The 17,917-nt window shown below is 71.0% G+C and carries 15 protein-coding genes; 9 read left to right on the top strand and 6 right to left on the bottom strand.

Going from position 1 to position 17,917, the window contains the following annotated elements; genetic code table 11:
• Positions 1–101: 101 nt before the first annotated feature.
• Positions 102–1,208: a hypothetical protein gene (locus tag EAO72_RS00625; protein ID WP_148015196.1), complete on the bottom strand. Its 1,107-nt coding sequence runs from the start codon at positions 1,206–1,208 to the stop codon at positions 102–104.
• A gap of 154 nt (positions 1,209–1,362) precedes the next feature.
• Here EAO72_RS00625 and EAO72_RS00630 point away from each other — a divergent pair, with 154 nt between their 5' ends.
• Both EAO72_RS00630 and EAO72_RS00635 read left to right on the top strand, forming a co-directional pair.
• Positions 1,363–1,800 (top strand): DUF4442 domain-containing protein, encoded by a 438-nt coding sequence (locus EAO72_RS00630; RefSeq protein WP_148015508.1) that lies wholly within the window; start codon positions 1,363–1,365, stop codon positions 1,798–1,800.
• A 180-nt stretch (positions 1,801–1,980) separates the two neighbouring features.
• Positions 1,981–2,637: a DedA family protein gene (locus EAO72_RS00635; protein WP_148015197.1), complete on the top strand. Its 657-nt coding sequence runs from the start codon at positions 1,981–1,983 to the stop codon at positions 2,635–2,637.
• A gap of 70 nt (positions 2,638–2,707) precedes the next feature.
• Here the strand turns inward: EAO72_RS00635 and EAO72_RS00640 are convergent, their stop codons facing one another.
• A complete protein-coding gene (locus EAO72_RS00640; protein ID WP_148015198.1) occupies positions 2,708–3,238 on the bottom strand; it encodes a gamma carbonic anhydrase family protein in 531 nt (176 codons plus the stop codon).
• A 169-nt stretch (positions 3,239–3,407) separates the two neighbouring features.
• Here EAO72_RS00640 and EAO72_RS00645 point away from each other — a divergent pair, with 169 nt between their 5' ends.
• Positions 3,408–4,157, top strand: a complete 750-nt coding sequence (locus tag EAO72_RS00645; RefSeq protein WP_148015199.1) for an acyltransferase — start codon at positions 3,408–3,410, stop codon at positions 4,155–4,157.
• A gap of 34 nt (positions 4,158–4,191) precedes the next feature.
• On the opposite strand, the gene EAO72_RS00650 is transcribed toward EAO72_RS00645, so the two are convergent.
• Positions 4,192–5,058: an EamA family transporter gene (locus tag EAO72_RS00650; protein WP_148015200.1), complete on the bottom strand. Its 867-nt coding sequence runs from the start codon at positions 5,056–5,058 to the stop codon at positions 4,192–4,194.
• Positions 5,059–5,151: 93 nt separating this feature from the next.
• On the opposite strand from EAO72_RS00650, the gene EAO72_RS00655 reads away from it, so the two are divergent.
• From EAO72_RS00655 to fxsT, 5 genes are all read left to right on the top strand, one after another.
• On the top strand, positions 5,152–5,724 hold the full coding sequence (locus tag EAO72_RS00655) for a helix-turn-helix domain-containing protein (protein WP_148015201.1): 573 nt from the start codon (positions 5,152–5,154) through the stop codon (positions 5,722–5,724).
• Between the two features lie 44 nt (positions 5,725–5,768).
• Positions 5,769–6,323, top strand: coding sequence for a YbaK/EbsC family protein (locus EAO72_RS00660; protein ID WP_148015202.1), 555 nt, complete (start codon positions 5,769–5,771; stop codon positions 6,321–6,323).
• A gap of 536 nt (positions 6,324–6,859) precedes the next feature.
• Positions 6,860–9,289, top strand: coding sequence for an FxsB family cyclophane-forming radical SAM/SPASM peptide maturase (locus tag EAO72_RS00665; protein ID WP_148015203.1), 2,430 nt, complete (start codon positions 6,860–6,862; stop codon positions 9,287–9,289).
• Between the two features lie 149 nt (positions 9,290–9,438).
• Positions 9,439–10,809 carry a TIR-like protein FxsC gene (locus EAO72_RS00670; RefSeq protein WP_148015204.1) on the top strand — a complete coding sequence of 457 codons (1,371 nt, stop codon included), beginning with the start codon at positions 9,439–9,441 and terminating at the stop codon, positions 10,807–10,809.
• Positions 10,793–14,752 carry an FxSxx-COOH system tetratricopeptide repeat protein gene (gene fxsT, locus EAO72_RS00675; protein ID WP_148015205.1) on the top strand — a complete coding sequence of 1,320 codons (3,960 nt, stop codon included), beginning with the start codon at positions 10,793–10,795 and terminating at the stop codon, positions 14,750–14,752. The genes EAO72_RS00670 and fxsT overlap by 17 nt, the downstream gene beginning before the upstream one ends.
• A 70-nt stretch (positions 14,753–14,822) precedes the next feature.
• On the opposite strand, the gene EAO72_RS00680 is transcribed toward fxsT, so the two are convergent.
• From EAO72_RS00680 to EAO72_RS00690, 3 genes are all read right to left on the bottom strand, one after another.
• A complete protein-coding gene (locus tag EAO72_RS00680) occupies positions 14,823–15,686 on the bottom strand; it encodes an alpha/beta fold hydrolase (protein WP_148015206.1) in 864 nt (287 codons plus the stop codon).
• A 106-nt stretch (positions 15,687–15,792) separates the two neighbouring features.
• Positions 15,793–16,602: an AAC(3) family N-acetyltransferase gene (locus EAO72_RS00685; protein WP_261991255.1), complete on the bottom strand. Its 810-nt coding sequence runs from the start codon at positions 16,600–16,602 to the stop codon at positions 15,793–15,795.
• An 89-nt stretch (positions 16,603–16,691) separates the two neighbouring features.
• A complete protein-coding gene (locus tag EAO72_RS00690; RefSeq protein WP_148015207.1) occupies positions 16,692–17,102 on the bottom strand; it encodes a CoA-binding protein in 411 nt (136 codons plus the stop codon).
• Positions 17,103–17,161: 59 nt separating this feature from the next.
• Here EAO72_RS00690 and EAO72_RS00695 point away from each other — a divergent pair, with 59 nt between their 5' ends.
• Positions 17,162–17,788, top strand: coding sequence for a YigZ family protein (locus EAO72_RS00695; RefSeq protein ID WP_148015208.1), 627 nt, complete (start codon positions 17,162–17,164; stop codon positions 17,786–17,788).
• Positions 17,789–17,917: the final 129 nt, after the last annotated feature.

The raw sequence follows: 17,917 nt of genomic DNA on the forward strand, positions 1-17,917 counted from the left end.
GCCCGGACCGCCCCACCCCGGCGGGGTGCGGGGTCGGCTGCGTCAGTCACTCAGGGACTATCGCGGCAACGGCCCCTTTGTGCCAAATGCGTTTTCCCCGGTCAGGACTCGGTGATCTTCACCAGCCGCACCGTGCTGAGGATCTTCTGCACCGTGGCGTCCGGCAGTTCGCCCTCGACGCCGGCCGCGGCGTACAGCACCCAGGAGGAGAAGGCGCCGCTGCTGTTCTTGAAGGTGAAGGCGTAGGTCTTGCCGTCGCTGTCACACTTCTTCTTCTTGGTGACGTTCGGGGCGGTGGCCGTGACCAGGCTGCCCGTCAGGCCCGACGTGGTGGTGTACTGCTTGGCCTTGCTGATCTTGATGGTCTTCTTCGGCATGTGCTGGGCGTAGGCGGCCCAGGCCCAGGTGCCTGCCTCGTTCCTGGCGTTCAGGGCGGCGTCCGTGGCACCTTCCGCTCCACGGGTGCCGGTACCGGCGAGGCTGTAGTTCTCCTTGGTGCCGTCCTTGTCGAAGTCGTCGACGCACCACTTCTTCTTGAGGTCCGCCGGCGCGGAGAAGCCGATCAGCGGCGAGCCGTCGCCCTTCGCGTCGTCCTCGAAGTACGAGAACGTGCCGGGGGACCCGACCTCCCAGTCGCCGGGCACGTCGAACTGCGTGCCCCACTTGGGATTGGTCACGACCTTCCAGCCCGCGATGAGCGGCTTGGCGTCGCCCTCCTCGCCGCGCGGGTTCGCCACCGGCGAGGACGCGGCGTCGGAGGGCTTGGCGGGCGCGGACGACTTCTTGCCGTCGGCCACGTTCTTGCCGTCCTTGTCGTCGTCCTTGCCCAGCACCACGACACCGGTGACCGCCGCGGCCACTACGACCGCGGTCGCCGCGACGATGGCGATGACGGTCGTCTTCTTCTTGTCGTTGCCGGGCTGCGGCCCGCCGGGCGGACCGGGCACCGCGTACTGCGGGACGGTCGGCTGCTGGTACGGATTGGGCTGCTGGTACCCCGGCTGACCCTGCTGCGGGTACCCGTACCCGGGCTGCTGCCCCGGCTGACCCTGCTGCGGATAGCCGTACCCCGGCTGCTGCTGGCCGGGCTGTTGCTGCCCCGGCTGCTGATAGGGGTTCGGCTGTTGGTACCCCGGCTGCTGGTACGGGTTCTGGTTCTGGTCCTGCGGGTTTTGCTCGCCCCCGGGCGGCTGCTGTCCTGGCCACATGGCGAGTAACGATAGAGGGGCGCCGCCCGGGCGGCTACGGCCGCCCCCGTGAGCGGACGGTGAAGGATGCGCCCCGCGCCCGGGCGCCCGGGCGCGGAGTCATGGCCAAACATCTCTACTCGTGAGTAACATCTGGTCCATGAGCGCTGAACAGATGACCGCGGGCGAGAGGGTCGCCGCGTCGGTTCCGATGGTCCGGACCCTCAACCTCGAATTCCTGGAGTCCACCGCCGAACGCGCGGTGGTCCGCATGCCGGACCAGGCCGACTTCCACAACCACGTCGGCGGACCGCACGCCGGAGCCATGTTCACCCTCGCGGAATCGGCGAGCGGCGCCGTCGTCATGGCCGCGTTCGGCGACCAGCTGACGCGGGCCGTCCCGCTCGCGGTGAACGCCGAGATCGCCTACAGGAAGCTGGCGATGGGCGAGGTCACCGCGACCGCCACGCTCGGCCGCCCGGTGGCCGACGTCGTCGCCGAACTGGACGCGGGCGAGCGCCCCGAGTTCCCGGTGGCCGTCCGGATCCAGCGCGCCGACGATGCGGTGACCGGCGAGATGACCGTGCTCTGGACGCTGCGGCCGATCGTCTGATTCCGGACCTGCCCGGACGGGGCCGCCACGCGCCCGGGAGGGAGCGGGCGGCCCCTCGGACGTCCGGAGGCGGCCGGTCCCTTCTCCCTGTCGGGGCCGGCGGGGCGACCGGTAGGCTTCCGCCGTGCGCCGAGGAGTTGTCCGGCGGGCGATGAGGACATCACTACGGAGGAACCGGCGTTGCACATCCAGGAGTGGCTGGAGACCGTCCCGGCGATCAGCGTCTACGTCCTGGTGGGCGTCGTCATCGGGCTGGAGAGCCTGGGCATTCCGCTGCCCGGCGAGATCGTGCTGATCAGCGCGGCGCTGCTGGCCGCGGGACACGACGGCATCAACCCGTGGATCCTGGGCGCCTGCGCCACGGCCGGGGCGGTGATCGGCGACTCCATCGGATACGCCATCGGCCGCAAGGGCGGACGGCCGTTGCTGGCCTGGCTCGGCGGGAAATTCCCCCGGCACTTCGGCGAGAGCCAGATCGCCCTGGCGGAGCGCTCGTTCCAGAAGTGGGGCATGTGGGCGGTCTTCTTCGGCCGCTTCGTCGCACTTTTGCGCATCTTCGCGGGACCGCTCGCGGGCGTCCTGCACATGCCGTACTGGAAGTTCCTGACCGCCAACGTGCTCGGCGGGATCGCCTGGGCGGGCGGCACCACGGCCGTCATCTATTCCGTGGGTGTCGTCGCCGAGGAGTGGCTCAAGCGGTTCTCGTACCTGGGACTGGCGATCGCCGTCCTGATCGGTCTCGCCTCGATGCTGATCATCAAGAACCGGGCCAAGAAGGCGGCCGCGCACTCCACCGCGGCCGCACCCGAACCCGAGGCCGTACCGGTCGCCGACTGACGAAGTCCGCGCCGCCCGCCGGCCGGCGACGTGTGGGCACGCTCCGTCGGCCGGCGGCATGTGGGCACGCTCAGCCCTCGTACGCCTGCCGGTGCGCCTTGGCCAGCTCCACGTAGCCGACCGCGTTGAACCTGATGCCTTCGAGTTCCTCCTCGGTCAGCTGCCGCTTGACCTTGGCGGGCACACCCGCGACCAGGGAGCCCGGGGGCACGCGCATGCCCTGCGGGACGAGGGCCTGGGCGGCGATCAGCGAACCCGTACCGATGTGGGCGCCGTTGAGCACGGTGGCACCCATACCGACCAGGACGTCGTCCTCGATCGTGCATCCGTGCAGTACGGCGTTGTGCCCGACCGAGACCCGCTCGCCGACCGTGACGGGGAAACCGGGGTCGACGTGGACGCTGCAGTTGTCCTGGATGTTGGAGCCGGCCCCGATGACGATCGGGCCGCAGTCGGCGCGCAGCACCGCGTGGTACCAGAGGCTGGAGCCCGCGGCCATCGTGATCTCACCGATCGCGACCGAGGTCGGCGCGGTGAAGGCATCCGCGTCGATGACCGGCTCCTTGCCGCCCATGGCCGTGATCAACGCCTGCTCTGCCATCGCGCGTCCTCTCGTTCTCCCGTGCCGTGCGGCGCGGCAGTCCCGTCGCCGACCGGTGGTCCCGACCGGCAAACGGTATGCGACGGGTCGGGCGCTGCGCGGCCGGGTGGGGTGAAGATCACAGGGCGGCGCGGCGATCGCCCGCGGAGCGGCCCACTACCGTGAGCGAGTGCCGAAGAACAGAAACACGTTCTCCTCCGTGACCGCCTGGCGTCGGCGCGCCCTGTCCGGGGCCGTCCACCGCTGCTGGCGCTGGGTCCAGAAGACCGGCGCGGTCACAGCGGTGCACCCCGGCGGGCTGCGCTTCCGCCGGATCGGCGAGGGCACCCGGCTCGCCTTCCCGCAGGGCACGGTGTTCGGCGAGCCGTGGATCGAGCTGGGCGCCCACTGCGTCATCGGCGAGCAGGTCACCCTCACGGCGGGGCTCATGCCCGACCTCGATCTGGGGTCCGACACCGTGCTGACGCTCGGCGACGGAGTCGTGCTGGGGCGCGGCAGCCATGTCGTCGCCGACACCACGGTGACGATCGGCCCGGACACGTACTGCGGACCGTACGTCTACATCACGTCGACGAACCACAGTTATGACGACCCGCAGCAGCCCGTCGGCAAGCAGTGGCCGCGGATGGAGCCGGTGACCATCGGCCCGGGCTGCTGGATCGGCACCGGAGCAGTGATCCTTCCGGGTGCGCGGCTCGGCCGGAACGTGGTGGTGGCCGCGGGCGCGGTGGTACGCGGAGAGGTGCCCGACCACGCGGTCGTGGCGGGGGCGCCCGCCCGTGTCGTACGTAGCTGGGACCCCGGGAAGGGGTGGCAGCCGCCTCTGCGGACGCCGGCCCCGGTGCCGATCCCGGCGGGCGTCACTCCCGAACAGCTCCTGGCCGTGGCGGAGCTCGACGAGATCCTCGACGAGAGCTGAGTCCCGCCCGCCACCGGGCCGGCGCCCGCGGCCGTCAGCCGGTCGCGAGCAGCACCGTGCCCAGCAGCGCGAGCCCGGCCCCCGCCGCCTGTACCCCGCGCAGCCGCTCCCCGAGGAGTCCGCGCGCGGCCAGGGCCGTGACCACCGGGTAGAGCGAGGCCAGCACGGCTGCCACGGTCACCGGCCCGTGCTGCGCGGAGATCGAGTACGTGCCGTTGGCCGCGACATCGGCGAGACCCACGAAGGTCAGCGCCGGCAGCGCGGCGAGCACCACGGCGGCGCCGCCCTCGGCGGGCAGGGCGCGTGCTCCGCGCCGCACGGAGGCGTACAGCGCCGCGCCGCCCACCGTCACATTGGTGACCCGCTGGACGAAGAGCGCCAGGAACAGTCCGGTCACCGTGGTGGACGCCTCGGCGATGAGGGCCATCACGGCCCCGAAGCCGAACGCCGCGAGGAGGGTCAGCAGGACCGCCTGACGCTGCACCGGGGCGCCCCGCAGCTGCGGTCCGCCCGCCATGACGATGCCGGCCACGGCGACGGCCACCCCGGCGCACTGCAGCAGACCGGGACGCTCGCCGATGACCAGCCCGATGCTCACGGGCACGGCGACCCCCAGCGAACCGAGCGGCGAGACCACCCCCATCGGGCCGAGTGCCAGGGCCTTGTAGAAGCTCAGCATCGCCACCGGACCCACCGCGCCCGCCGCGACGGCGAACCAGAGCTGCGGGCCGGCCTCGCTCCAGCCGCCGGTCGCCATCACGATCACGCCGAGGACGGCCGCGGCGATCACCTGCGAGACGACCACCACGGTGAGCGCCGGGGCGCGCCGGGTCAGGACCCCGCCACCGAAGTCGGCCAGCCCCCACAGCAGGCTGGTGGCCAGGGCGAACAGTGCGGTCATGGGCGGGCCTCGCAGTACAGTGCGATGAACGGTGAGTACAGCACACCGTAGTGCAGTATTCGCTACCAAGGCATCCAAAATATTGGACGGAATGTGACGGATCTCGACCAGCTGACCCAGTCCCTCGCCCGGAACCTCAAGCGCTGGCGCGGCGAGCGGGGCTTCACCCTGGACACGCTGGCCGCCCGTGCCGGGGTCAGCCGCGGAATGATCATCCAGATCGAGCAGGCCCGCACCAACCCGAGCGTCGGCACCACGGTCAAGCTCGCCGACGCCCTCGGGGTGAGCATCACGACGCTGCTCGACTACGAACGGGGTACACCCGTCCGTCTGGTCCCCGAGAGCCAGGCCGTCCGGCTGTGGTCCACCGAGGCGGGAAGCTCCACCACCCTGCTGGTCGGAACCGAGGCCCGGGGCCCGCTGGAGCTCTGGTCCTGGAACCTGATGCCCGGCGAGTCGAGCGCGTCCGACCCGCACCCCGAAGGCACCGTGGAACTCCTCCATGTCACCGCGGGCACCCTCACCCTGGTGGTCGACGAGGCCCCGTACGCCGTACCCGCCGGAGCCTCCGCCACCTTCGAGGCGCACCACCCGCACGCCTACCGCAACGAGGGCACCGAGCCCGTCCGCATCACGATGGCCGTATCGATCCCGCCCGTCAGATGAGACACTCAACCGGCAACGGGCCAGGGGCTGTTAGCGTTGCGCGCATGCGCGCCCCGATCGGCTCCTTCGAGGATGCCTGCCCTGCTGCCGACCGTCTCGGACTCCTCACGGCTCCGGTCGCCCGAGCGGTGGAGAAGGGCTGGGGCGGCGTTCCCGCCGAGCAGATCATCCACGTCGACACGGACCCGGAGATCGCCGACACGGCGGCGTTCGTCGAACGCCACGGGGCCGATCTGCTGAGCCGGTCCGCCAACTGCCTCGTGGTGGCGGGCAAGCGTGGAGGCGCGGTCACCCTGGCCGTCTGTCTCGTCCTGTCCCGCTGCCGCGTCGACGTGAAGGGTGCCGTTCGCGAGCATCTCGGCGCCCGCAAGGTGTCGTTCGCCCCGATGGAGACGGCGGTCGGCGAGACGGGAATGGAGTACGGCGGCATCACCCCGGTCGGACTCCCCGACGGATGGCCCCTGTTGATCGACCCCGCCGTGGTCGACGAGGAGTGGGTCCTGATCGGCAGCGGCACCCGCCGGGGCAAGCTGATCGTGCCCGGCAAGGCGCTGGCGGCGCTGCCCGGGGCGGTCGTGGTCGACGGTCTCGGGGTTTGACCGAATCGTGTCTCGGTTGTCGGCTCTCTATGCGCATCATCTGGCTCAGGCCCCCGCTCTGCGGGAGGCTGGCTCTGGTATGCCCGAGCAGGCCCCGGCTGAGCCGGGCGGGTCATGGCTTAGCCCATCCGGGGGGTGTGCGTGAACACGGCCGAAACCGCGAGGCGGGCACGCGCGTTCCTGGAGCGCGGCGCTCCCATGCGTGTCCGAGTGGCCAACTCTGATGTTCTGTCCTATTTATAAGGAAAGCTAGGGATTTCCATCCCTGTCCATATCGGGTTCGCAGCGATCGTGGACGTCCTCAACATGAAGGGCTTTAAATGAAAACTACTCTCGTCTCGGCGGCCGTCCGGCCGGGGATCCTTCCCCGCAGCCAGGCCGTGCCCCGGGTGCCGCTCGCTCAGCGAGCCGCTGTCCAGGGCGGCGGGGCCCTGCCCGCATCGCTCAGTCGACTCCTGTCGACCGACGCCGGGGCGAGTCCGTTGGTGATCGCAGCCTTTCAGTCGTCCGTCTGAGTAGCCGAACAGATACTCGCCATGGACCGGCCACCCCCTTCTTTGAGCCAATTCGTGCTGAAGATGCACAGCCGCTGTGATCTCGCCTGCGATCACTGCTATGTGTACGAGCACGCGGACACGAGCTGGCGTGGCCGGCCCCGGGCAGTCACCCAGCAGACCCTGGCCAGGGCGGCGGATCGCATCGCCGAACACGCCCTGGCACACGGTCTTCCCATGGTCCACGTGGTCCTGCACGGCGGCGAACCGCTGCTCGCGGGCCCCGAGAGGATCCGGTGCGCGGCCGAGGAGCTCACCCGCGCACTCGACGGGATCAGCGCACTCGATCTGCGCATCCACACCAACGGCGTCCTGCTCAACGAGGAGTTCTGCGAGCTCTTCGCCGAACTGGGCATCAAGGTCGGGGTGTCGCTCGACGGCGACCGGGCCTCCAACGACCGTCATCGCCGCTATGCGGACGGACGCACCAGTCACCCCCAGGTCCTGCGCGCCGTGTCGCTGCTCAACCGTCCGGGCTACCGAAGACTCTTCGCCGGACTGCTCTGCACCATCGACGTGGAGAACGATCCGGTCGCCGTGTACGACGCCCTCGTGGCCCTCGACCCGCCGCGCATCGACTTCCTGCTCCCGCACGCGACCTGGGACGTGCCCCCGCCCCGTCCGCACGGATCCGCGACGCCCTACGCCGACTGGCTCGACGTGATCCACCGGCGATGGACCGAGGCCGGGCGGCCGGTGCCGGTGCGGATCTTCGACTCCGTGCTGCGGACGCTGCGCGGCGAGAGTAGCCTCACCGAGTCGCTGGGCCTGGCACCGGCGGACCTCGTGGTCATCGAGACGGACGGTACGTTCGAGCAGGCCGACAGCCTCAAGACGGCCTACGACTCGGCACCCGCCACGGGGATGAACCTTGTCGATCACAGCCTCGACGACGTGCTCGCACATCCGGGCATGCTCGCCCGCCAGCAAGGGCTGGAGCAGCTCAGTGACGAGTGCCGGGCCTGCCCGGTGGTCAGCTCCTGCGGAGGCGGTCTCTACGCACATCGCTACCGGACGGGAAGCGGCTTCCTCAACCCCTCGGTCTTCTGTCCCGATCTGATGCAACTGATCACGAACATCCGTGACCGGGAGGCGGCGGTGCCCATGGCGAGTGCTCCCGAACCGCTCGACGCGGCCGGACTCGACGAGCTGGCCTCGGGCTTCGGCGGCGCCGCGACCGTGGGCCGGCTCGTGGCGGCCCAGGCGGAGATCAACCACGACCTGCTGGCCGCCGTCGGCGAACGCGCCCCGCGCGGCGACCGCACGGCGATGCAGGCCTGGGAACTGCTCATCGACCTCGACACCGGAGCCCCCGAGGCGCTGGACGCGGTGCTGGCGCACCCGTACACCCGCCCCTGGGCGCTGGGTGTGCTCGAAGGCGGGCCGCCGTGGTCCGCCGCCGCGGGACTCGCCGAGATCGCGGCCGCCGCCGCGGTGCGGGCCGGCCGCGGTGACACCGTCGCCGTCCCCGTGCGCGAAGGCATGCTCCGCCTTCCCGGCCTGGGCGCGGTGGCCCTGCCCCGGGGCGCGGCACTCGCCGAGGTGTCCGCGGACGCCGAGGGGTTCTCGGTACGCGCTGCGGGCCGCCATGTGCGGATCGACCGTGAGGACGGGGTGGACGGGCTCACTGCGCACTGGCAGCCGGTGCGGGTGGTCGAATCTCCGGGCTGGTCGGTCGCGCTGGAGGACACCGACCCCCTGCGCGACCGTCATCAGTGGCCCGTCACCGGGCGGCTCTCCGCGGGCGAGGCCAAGCTGTGGGCGCAGGACCTGGCCCAGGCCTGGGCGCTGATCCAGGACGAACTCCCGGCATACGCCCCCGGAGTGCAGGCCGGTCTCCGGGTCGTCACACCGCTGCACGCGCCGGGCGGCAGCGACGTCAGTGCGGCCTCCCGTGACGCGTTCGGGGCGATCGGAGCGGCCCGGCCCGAAACCCCCGAGCTGCTGGCCCTGTTGATCGTCCACGAGTTCCAGCACGTGAAGCTGGGTGCGGTCATGGACAGCTTCGATCTGCGTCAACCCGTCGACGACGGCCGGCTGTTCTACGCACCCTGGCGCCCCGATCCACGCCCCCTGGACGGCCTGCTCCAGGGCACGTATGCCCACATCGCCGTCACGGACTTCTGGCGCGTGCGCCGGCACTCCGCACAGGGCGCGGCGGCCGACGCCGCCGAGGCGCAGTTCGCCCGATGGCGGGAGCAGACGACGCGGGCCGTGCGGGTACTGGCCGGATCGGGGCTGCTGACGCCCCTCGGCGAGCGGTTCGTGGCCGGAATGGGCCATACGGCCGGGGCGTGGGAGGCGGAAGAGGTCTCTGCCGACGCCCTGGACCGGGCGCGGAGTTCCGCCGAACGGCACCGCGCCGACTGGGCGGCCCGCAATCCCGTGCATGCCGCACAGCTCGGCCCTTGATCCTTTTCGGAATTGGCGGTTATGGCAGCAATTGATTGTCCCGTACCGAAAACGGAGGGGCGGGCTCAATAAATAGGCGCGTTCCTGCCGTTCCGTCGAAGATTCGATACTTCCTAGACTGAGGTCCCACACGTGGACCGGGGGAGACGTTGGATCTTGAAGCTGCCGGAGCACAGGGAGATGAGCCGAGACCGTACTTCTTCCTCAGCTATGCGCATACACCCAGGAACGATCCGAAGGACAAAGATCCGAATCTCTGGGTCGAGAGATTCTACCGGGACCTGTGCGCCCACGTTCTGCAGTTGACGTCCCTGCCCGCCGGGGTGCCGGCCGGGTTCCTGGATCAGCAGATGCAGCCCGGGGAGGGGTGGCAGGAGCGCCTCTCCGAATCCCTGGCGTACTGCAAGGTCTTCGTGCCGCTCTACTCGCCGCGCTATTTCCTGAGCGAGCAGTGCGGCCGGGAGTGGTACGCCTTCTCCAGCCGCGCGGTGCACTATCAGGCGGCCCGCAGCAACGGCGGCCAGATGTCCGGCATCGTGCCCGCGCTCTGGGTGCCCGTACAGCCCGGGCAGCTGCCGCAGCCCGCGGAGCGGCTGCAGTTCAACCACGCCGCCTTCGGCGAGGAGTACGCCGACGAGGGCTTCTACGGGCTGATCAAGCTGCGCTATCTGCGTGACCAGTACGAACGGGCCGTGTATCTGCTGGCCAAGCGGATAGTGAAGGTCGCGGAGCAGAGCCGGATGCCCGAAGGGGATCCGCAGCAGGACTACGCGGCGGTGCCGAGCGCCTTCGGGCCGCCCGGCAGGGCGCGGCAGATGGAGATCTCCGTCCTCGCCTGCTCCCGCTCCGATCTGCCTCCGGGCCGTGCGCCGGACTGCTACGGGCCGGCCCAGCGCGACTGGAATCCGTACCACCCCAAGTCGTCCAGGCCACTGGCCGATCACGCCGTCGACCTCGTACGCAATCTCGACTACCAGGTGCGGGTCGGTGAGTTCGAGGCGGAATCCGAGCGCCTGCTCGGCACCGAGCGGCCGCAGGGGCCGGGACTGCTGCTGCTGGACCGGTGGGCCCTGGACACCCCGCGCCGGCAGGAACTGCTGAGACGGCTGAGCGAGAACAGCAGGCCCTGGATCAGCGTCATGGTCCCGTGGAACAGGGACGACCCCGACTCCGGCCATCGCGAGGCCGACCTGCGCGCCGTGCTGGAGGGGCTGCTCGAATCCGGGCCCGCGACCGAATTCGGCCATCGGTCGCACAGCGGAGGCGTCCCGACCCTGGAGGCCTTCAGCCAGGAACTCCCGGGAGCGGTGAAGGCCGCCGAGCGCCACTACGCCGCCCACGCCGAGACCTTCCCGCCCGCGGGTTCGAGCGGCACCCTGCCGCGCCTGCTGGTCAACGGCGTGGGCTACGGAAGCAGCAATCCCGCTCCACCCGTCACCGGTACGGACCACGACACGGGCGATCCCGGCGACGGTGACGCCCCCGAGGGGGAGGACCCAGCAGATGACCGAGAACCGTGACGGTACCGTCGTCACCTTCTACTCCTACAAAGGCGGAACCGGCCGCACCATGGCGCTGGCCAATACCGCCTGGATTCTTGCCGCGAACGGCTTTCGCGTACTCGCCGTCGACTGGGATCTGGAAGCCCCCGGTCTGCACCGCTTCTTCCACCCTTTCCTCGATCTTTCCGACCTGGCCGCCACACCCGGGCTGATCAACCTGATCACCGAATACCAGGAAGAGGCACGCAGGCCCGCGGCACGTGATCCGGAATGGCACCGCGAATACGCCCGCGTGAGGCCGCACGCCACCTCACTGAACTGGTCCTTCCCACGAGGCGGAAGTCTCGATTTCCTGTCCGCCGGGCGCCGTAACCGGGACTATTCCTCGACCGTCGGCCGGATGGACTGGGACGACTTCTACGAACGCTACGGCGGTGGTCACTTCTTTGACGCCATGCGGGCCGACATGCAGAAACACTATGACTTCACCTTGATCGACAGCCGGACCGGGCTGAGTGACATCGCCGATATCTGCACCGTCCAGATGCCCCAGGTGCTGGTGGTCTGCTTCACCCTCAGCGACCAGAGCATCGAGGGCGCGTCGGCCGTGGCCCGCGACATCGAGGAGCGGTTCCACGACCAGCACATCCGGATCCTGCCCGTGCCCATGCGCATCGACGACGGGGAGAAGGAGAAGGCGGACGCGGGACGCGCGCTGGCCAGAGAGAGCTTCCCCGGTTTCCCCAGTGGCCTTTCCAACGACGAACTGGCCAACTACTGGGGCACGGTGGAGATTCCCTACCGGCCGTTCTACGCCTATGAGGAGATCCTCGCCACGTTCGGTGACGCCCCGAACATATCGAGTTCCATGCTCACTTCCTGCGAACGGCTGACCGCGGTACTCACCGAGGGCCGGGTCACCGCGCTGCCCGCGATGGACGAGGCGGAGCGGCTGGCCTACGTGGCGGCCTACACCCGTCGCAGGCCCGTCCCGCCGTCCAACATCGTCCTCACCCATGTGGCGGAGGACCAGATGTGGGCGGACTGGCTGGAGTCGGTCCTCACCCGCGCCGGCTTCCACGTCATGCCCGTCGACGTGCGCAGCTCGCACCAGGCGTGGAACGACGCCGAATGGGCGGCGGCCGGTGCCTTCCGGGTCGTCCCCGTCGTCTCCCAGGCCTACCAGAACTCGCGGCGGGCCCGGAGCCTGTGGGAGTCCGCGCTGGGGCTCGATCCGTCGGGCAGCAGGCGCCAGCTCGTCCCCGTGCGGGTCAGCGACGTGCGGCTGACCATGCCGCTCAACAGCAGGGGCATCGTCGACGTCGCCCGGCTGGACGAACGGGAGGCCACCGCCGCCGTACTGACGGCGCTGGACCGGCCCGAAGCCCTCGACACGATGCCGGCCCCGCCCGGGGGCCCGCGCTTCCCCGGCACGGTCCCCGGGGTGTGGAACGTACGGCCCCGGCACACCGAGTTCACCGGCCGCGGATCCGTACTGGTGCGGTTGCGCGACCAGTTACGGGGCAGCAGCCGATCCGCACAGCACCTCCCGCAGGTCCTCTACGGGCTCGGCGGGGTCGGGAAGACACAGGTGGCCCGGGAGTACGCGCACCGGTTCCGGGCCGACTACGACCTGGTGTGGTGGGTCGAGGCCGAGCAGCCGGACCGGGTCGTGTCGTCCCTGGCGGAACTCGCGGAGAAGATGGGCCTGCGCGCCGGCGAGGTGGTCGCCGAGGCCGCCCGGGCGGCGCTCCAGGCGCTGCGTGCCGGAGCGCCGTACGCACGCTGGCTGCTCATCTTCGACAACGTCGAGGACCTCGACAAGGCGCTGGAGCTCTTCCCCGACGAGACCGGACCGCTGATGACCGGCCTCTACGGTCACATTCTCGCCACCTGCCGCAACAGGCCCATCTCCAGCCGCGTGGAGCCGGTGGAGGTCGAGGTCTTCACCCGCCCGGAGAGCGTGGAGCACCTGTGCCGCAGGGTGCGCAAGCTGCCGGCCAGGGACGCGGAGCGGGTGGCCGAGGCCGTCGGCGACCTGCCGCTGGCGGTGGAGGTCGCCGCCGCCTGGCTGGCCGAGACCGCGACCCCCGTCGACGCCTACGTCGAGCAGCTCAGGGAGCAGAGCACCAAGGTTCTCTCCCTCGGCCGGCCCGAGGACTACACCCTCCAGATCGGCGCCACCTGGAACATCTCCATCGCCAGGCTGCGCAAGGAGTCCAAGGCCGCGGTCCGGCTGCTGGAACTGTGCTCCTTCTTCTCCGCCGAACCGATATCGATGACGCTCATCGGCAGTGACTCGATGTTCAGGTCGCTCCTGCCGTACGACTCGGATCTCCGCGAGCGGTACATGCTGGGACGGGTCATCCAGGCGCTCAACCGCTTCGCGCTGGCCAAGGTGGAACCGGCCGACAACAGCATCCAGGTCCACCGGCTCGTCCAGGCCGCGGTCCGTGCCGGGCTGTCGCCGGAGGAACGGGACACGGCCGTCCACGAGGTGCACCGCATCCTCGCCGAGGCCCGGCCCCCGCAGGGCGCCGACCAGGACAATCCGGTGAACGACCCCCGGAGCTGGCCGGCCTTCGAACTCATCTGGCCGCACCTGGGGCCGTCGGGTGTGGCCGACTGCGACGAGGCCGAGGCCCGTCAGCTGATGGTCGACCGCATCCGCTACCTCCTCAAGCGCGGCGAACTGGAGGGCGCCAGGGCGCTGGGCACCCAGCTCAACAAGACCTGGACCCAGGAACTCGGCGAGGACGATCTGCAGACACTGAACCTGCGCTTCGAGCTGGCCAACGCCCTGCGCGCCCAGGGCAGATACCAGGACGCCCGCCGGATGGACGAGGACACCCTCGCCCGGCAGACCCGCCTGCTGCGCAGGGACCATCCCAGCCTGCTGATCACCACGGGCAGTCTGGCGGCGGACCTGCGCGCCCTGGGCCGGTTCGACGAGGCGCTGGAACGGGACCAGAAGATCCACCACGTGATGCGCGAGACCTTCGGGGACAACCACCCGCGCACCCTCGTCGCCGCTCACAACCTCGCCATCGACTACCGGCTGACCGGCGACAGCGAAGCGGCGCGCAGGCTCGACGACCTGACCGTGGAGCGCCGCAGCACGCTGCTCGGCGAGGACCACCCGTACACCCTGACCACCAAGGGGCACCTGGGGCGCGACCTGCGGGAGACCGGGGAGTACGAGTCCTCGGTGCAGATCCTCCGCGAGGTCAAGGCCTCCTTCGAGCGGGTCCTCAACGCGGACGTGCCCGAAGCGCTGCGTACCGCCAAGAGCCTCGCCGTGTCGCTGCGCAAGGCGGGCCACCCGCACGAGGCGAAGCTCCTCACGGAGGAGACGTACAACCGCTACCGGGAGCGGTACGGCACCAAGGTGCCCGACGCGCTCGCGTGCGGGCTGAACCTCGCGGCGGACTTCTCCGCGGTCGGCGACAAACAGGCGGCTCTGGACCTGGCCCAGCAGTCCCTGGACGGCTACCGGGCCACGCTGGGCGAGGACCATCCGTTCACCCTGGCCTGCCGCAACAACGTCGCCATCTATCTGCGGGGCATGGGCGCGGCCCAGTCGGCGGCGGAGGCCGGTGAAAAGGTCAGGGCCGCGCTGGAGAGCAGCCTGGGCGCCCAGCACCCCTTCACGCTCTGCGCCGCCATCAACCTGGCCAACGCCTACGGCGACCTGAACCGGCTGCAACTGGCGGAGCGCTGGGAACGGGCCGCTCTCGAAGGCCTGCTGGACCGGTACGGGCCGACCCACCCCGACGTGCTGGCCTGCCGCTCCAACCTGGCCGTCACCCTGCGCTCCATGGACCGTGAGAGGGAGGCCGAGCGGCTGCGGGCGGAAGTCGTGCCGCTGGCCGTCGAGCACCTGGGCATGGACCATCCGATCGCCGTGGCGGCCCGCGCCTGGCGGCGCATCAACCGTGATCTGGAACCGCAGCCGGTCTGATGTCCGCTCAGGCGGGGCGGCCGGCCGGTACGGGCCGGCCGCCCCGCCTGCGGTGGGCGCGGCCGCCCGGTCATCTGGTGACCCAGCCGAGTACCCGGGTGAGGACGCGCAGCGCGCCGAAGTGCGCGGCCCCGCGCTCCACCACCGTCTCCGCCCCGGGAATGCGCTCGCCGAGCCAACGGGTGTGCTGTGCCGGCGCGAACACATCGTCCTCGCCGTGCCACAGGAGCACGGGCGAGGCGATGTCCTCGGGCCGGAACCCCCAGTCGCTGCTGAAGGACATGACGTCGTCGACCCAGCCGTCCGCCGAACTGCGGAGCCCCTCGGCGAAGTTGCGCACCAGCATGGCGCGGATGCCGGTGTCGGAGACGATCCCGCGGTCGGACGCCGACAGCCCGCGGTGCATGTCGACGACCGAGCCCATCGGGTCCGCCCGGATCGACGCCGACCTGCGTTCCAGCGCGGCGGTCAGCCGGCCCCGCCCCGCCGCGGCGTTGATGTACTCCCGGACATTGGACTCGGTCATGCCCTCGAACCAGTCGAGCCCCTGGGCGTCGCGGGGCGCCAGACCCACCAGCGCCGCCGTGCGAGCGGCGCGGCCGCGCAGCAGCGCGGCGCACGCGAGTGCGTGCGGCGCTCCGCCCGACCGGCCCACCACCGCGAACTCTCCGATGCCGAGGGCGTCGGCGATGGTCACGACGTCCGCGGCGACATGGGCCACGGAACGGCCGGGCAGCCGGTCGGACGCGCCGTAGCCGGGACGGTCGTAGGCGATGAGGTGGATGCCCAGCCGGTACAGAACGGACCCGCGCGGGGCCGGACCGAGCCGGCTCCCCGGGGTGCCGTGGAGCAGGAACACCGGTCTGCCGTGCGGATTTCCGAAGCTTTCCACGGCCAGGTCCCGGCCGTCCTCCGTGCGGATCAGCTGCTCCATCCGGTGCCTTCCCCTCGGGGCCGATACGCGGTAAGTATGAGTGCCACAAGGGAAGTTGGATATAGATGCACCGGCCAGGAGGTTGCCGCGCAGGCGCGAAGCGCCGTCAGGAGTGCGCCCCCCTGTGCGCCGTCAGCCACCCCGTGGCGAACGAAACGGCTGCCGGGAAGCGGAACAGGCGGCCCGTGGCGGAGCCCACCGGGCCGCTGCGGATCGCCGCACCGTGGTCCGAGCGCTCGAAGTCGGTGCCCAGCTCCGTGAAGTCGCTGTCGTCCAGCGCCACGTCCTCGTACCGCCACCACCGGCGCCCGCCTCCGTCCCGGACCACGCAGCGGTAGGTGCGACGGGGCGGCGACGGTACGCGGTACTCGGCCAGGTGGAACGCGGTGCAGCGGCCGAATCCCGTGCCGAGCAGCAGGATCTGGGCCCGCAGTGCGTGCAGGCGGGCTAGGGGGGAGTCCTCGCCCAGGTGGCAGGCAGGGTCATGGTCCGCCACCACATGGCCGGCCAGCGGCCCCACGGCGGCGAAGGAGGTCTGCGGGTGCGCGCTGCGGAGGACGCCGGGGGACCGGCGCACCGTTTCGGAGAGCATGCCCATCGACGGCGCGGGCGTGGTGCCCGGGTCGAACGCGGGCATCGCCGCCCGGACGGCTCGGCGCTCACGCTCGTCGAGGCCGCGGATCCGGGCGTGGTACTGCGGGGAGGTGTCGGAGTTCTCCGGCGTGAAGGACGGGACGACCAGCGTGCCCTCCGGGCCCAGTGCCTCGCGCAGGGCGGCGGCGACCGTGGCCGCGCCCCCGCCCACCGCCCCCACGGCGCTCAGTGACGCGTGCACCATCAGGACGCCGCCGCGCTCGACGCCGAGCGCGGAGAGCTGTCCGGACAGGCGGGCCCGGGTGTGGGGGGCAGCGGACACGCGCGTGGCGTGGGCAGTACTCACAGCGGGCCATCCTCCCAGCCCGAAGCGGAGTGTGATACCCCGCACATACGAACGCCCCGGCGCGCTCAGCCGTTCAGTGCGGGTATCTCGATGGCGGGGCAGCGGTCCATGACCATGTCGAGCCCGGCCGCCCTCGTGCGCTCGTACGCCTTCTCGTCGATCACACCGAGCTGGAACCAGACCGCCGAGGCGCCGATCGTCACCGCTTCGTCCGCCACCGCACCGGCCAGCTCGCTGTTGACGAAGACGTCCACCACGTCGACCGGGAAGGGGATGTCCGCCAGCGAGGCATAGCCCTCCTCCCCGTGCACCCGCTCCGCCTTGGGATGGACGGGCACCACCCGCTTGCCGAAGCGCTGGAGCACCTCGGCCACCCCGTAGGCCGCGCGCGAGCGGTTGTTGGAAAGGCCCACCACCGCCCAGGTGTCGCCCGTGTCCTTGAGAATCCTGCGGATCGTCTCCGTGTCTGCGTACATGATCCGCACAACGGGCGGCCGCCCCGGACCATTCCCGCGGCTGCGCATAGGCTGGCCGGATGCAGGAGCAGTACCGGACCGTCGCCCGCGCGGGCGAGCACGAGACCGAGATCAACCGATCGCGCTTCATCTGCGCGCTCGCCCCCGCCGCCACCGAGCAGGACGCCCAGGACTTCGTCGCACGCGTCCGCAGGGAGCACCCGACCGCCACGCACAACTGCTTCGCGTACGTGATCGGCGCCGACGCCTCCGTACAGAAGGCCAGTGACGACGGCGAGCCGGGGGGCACCGCCGGCGTCCCCATGCTCCAGATGCTCACGCGCCGCGAGATGCGGTACGTCGTCGCCGTCGTCACCCGCTACTACGGTGGCGTGAAGCTCGGTGCGGGCGGACTGATCCGGGCCTACGGCGGTGCGGTGGGCGAGGCCCTGGACGCCCTCGGCACGCTCACCCGGCAGCGGTTCCGGATCGTGACGGTCACCGTCGGACATCAGCGCGCCGGCCGGCTGGAGAACGAGTTGCGGGCCACCGGACGCACCGTGCGCGAGGTCCGGTACGCGGAGGCCGTGAGCATCGAGATCGGGCTGCCGGACGCCGAGGTCGAGGACTTCCGCCGCTGGCTGGCCGACGCCACGGCGGGCGAGGCGGAACTGGAACTGGGCGACGAGGCGTACGGGGACGCCTGAGCGGCGGACCGGCCCCGGCGGGCCGTCCGCGGGCGTCTTCCCGGCCGCCGCCCCGGGGTGGTCCCCGGGGGTGGGAGACTGTGGTCCGTGAGGGAGCAGGGGCAGGGGCACGCAGGCGTGGCGGACCCC

It is taken from the genome of Streptomyces sp. OR43 (assembly GCF_008042275.1).
In the GTDB taxonomy this organism is placed as follows: Bacteria; Actinomycetota; Actinomycetes; order Streptomycetales; family Streptomycetaceae; genus Streptomyces.

Bases quoted from the DNA above. Each gene is read 5' to 3' on its own strand.
- EAO72_RS00625 (WP_148015196.1), bottom strand. From the start codon at position 1,208: ATGTGGCCAGGACAGCAGCCGCCCGGGGGCGAGCAAAACCCGCAGGAC.
- EAO72_RS00630 (WP_148015508.1), top strand. From the start codon at position 1,363: ATGACCGCGGGCGAGAGGGTCGCCGCGTCGGTTCCGATGGTCCGGACC.
- EAO72_RS00640 (WP_148015198.1), bottom strand. From the start codon at position 3,238: ATGGCAGAGCAGGCGTTGATCACGGCCATGGGCGGCAAGGAGCCGGTC.
- EAO72_RS00650 (WP_148015200.1), bottom strand. From the start codon at position 5,058: ATGACCGCACTGTTCGCCCTGGCCACCAGCCTGCTGTGGGGGCTGGCC.
- EAO72_RS00660 (WP_148015202.1), top strand. From the start codon at position 5,769: ATGCGCGCCCCGATCGGCTCCTTCGAGGATGCCTGCCCTGCTGCCGAC.
- EAO72_RS00665 (WP_148015203.1), top strand. From the start codon at position 6,860: ATGGACCGGCCACCCCCTTCTTTGAGCCAATTCGTGCTGAAGATGCAC.
- fxsT (WP_148015205.1), top strand. From the start codon at position 10,793: ATGACCGAGAACCGTGACGGTACCGTCGTCACCTTCTACTCCTACAAA.
- EAO72_RS00680 (WP_148015206.1), bottom strand. From the start codon at position 15,686: ATGGAGCAGCTGATCCGCACGGAGGACGGCCGGGACCTGGCCGTGGAA.
- EAO72_RS00690 (WP_148015207.1), bottom strand. From the start codon at position 17,102: ATGTACGCAGACACGGAGACGATCCGCAGGATTCTCAAGGACACGGGC.
- EAO72_RS00695 (WP_148015208.1), top strand. From the start codon at position 17,162: ATGCAGGAGCAGTACCGGACCGTCGCCCGCGCGGGCGAGCACGAGACC.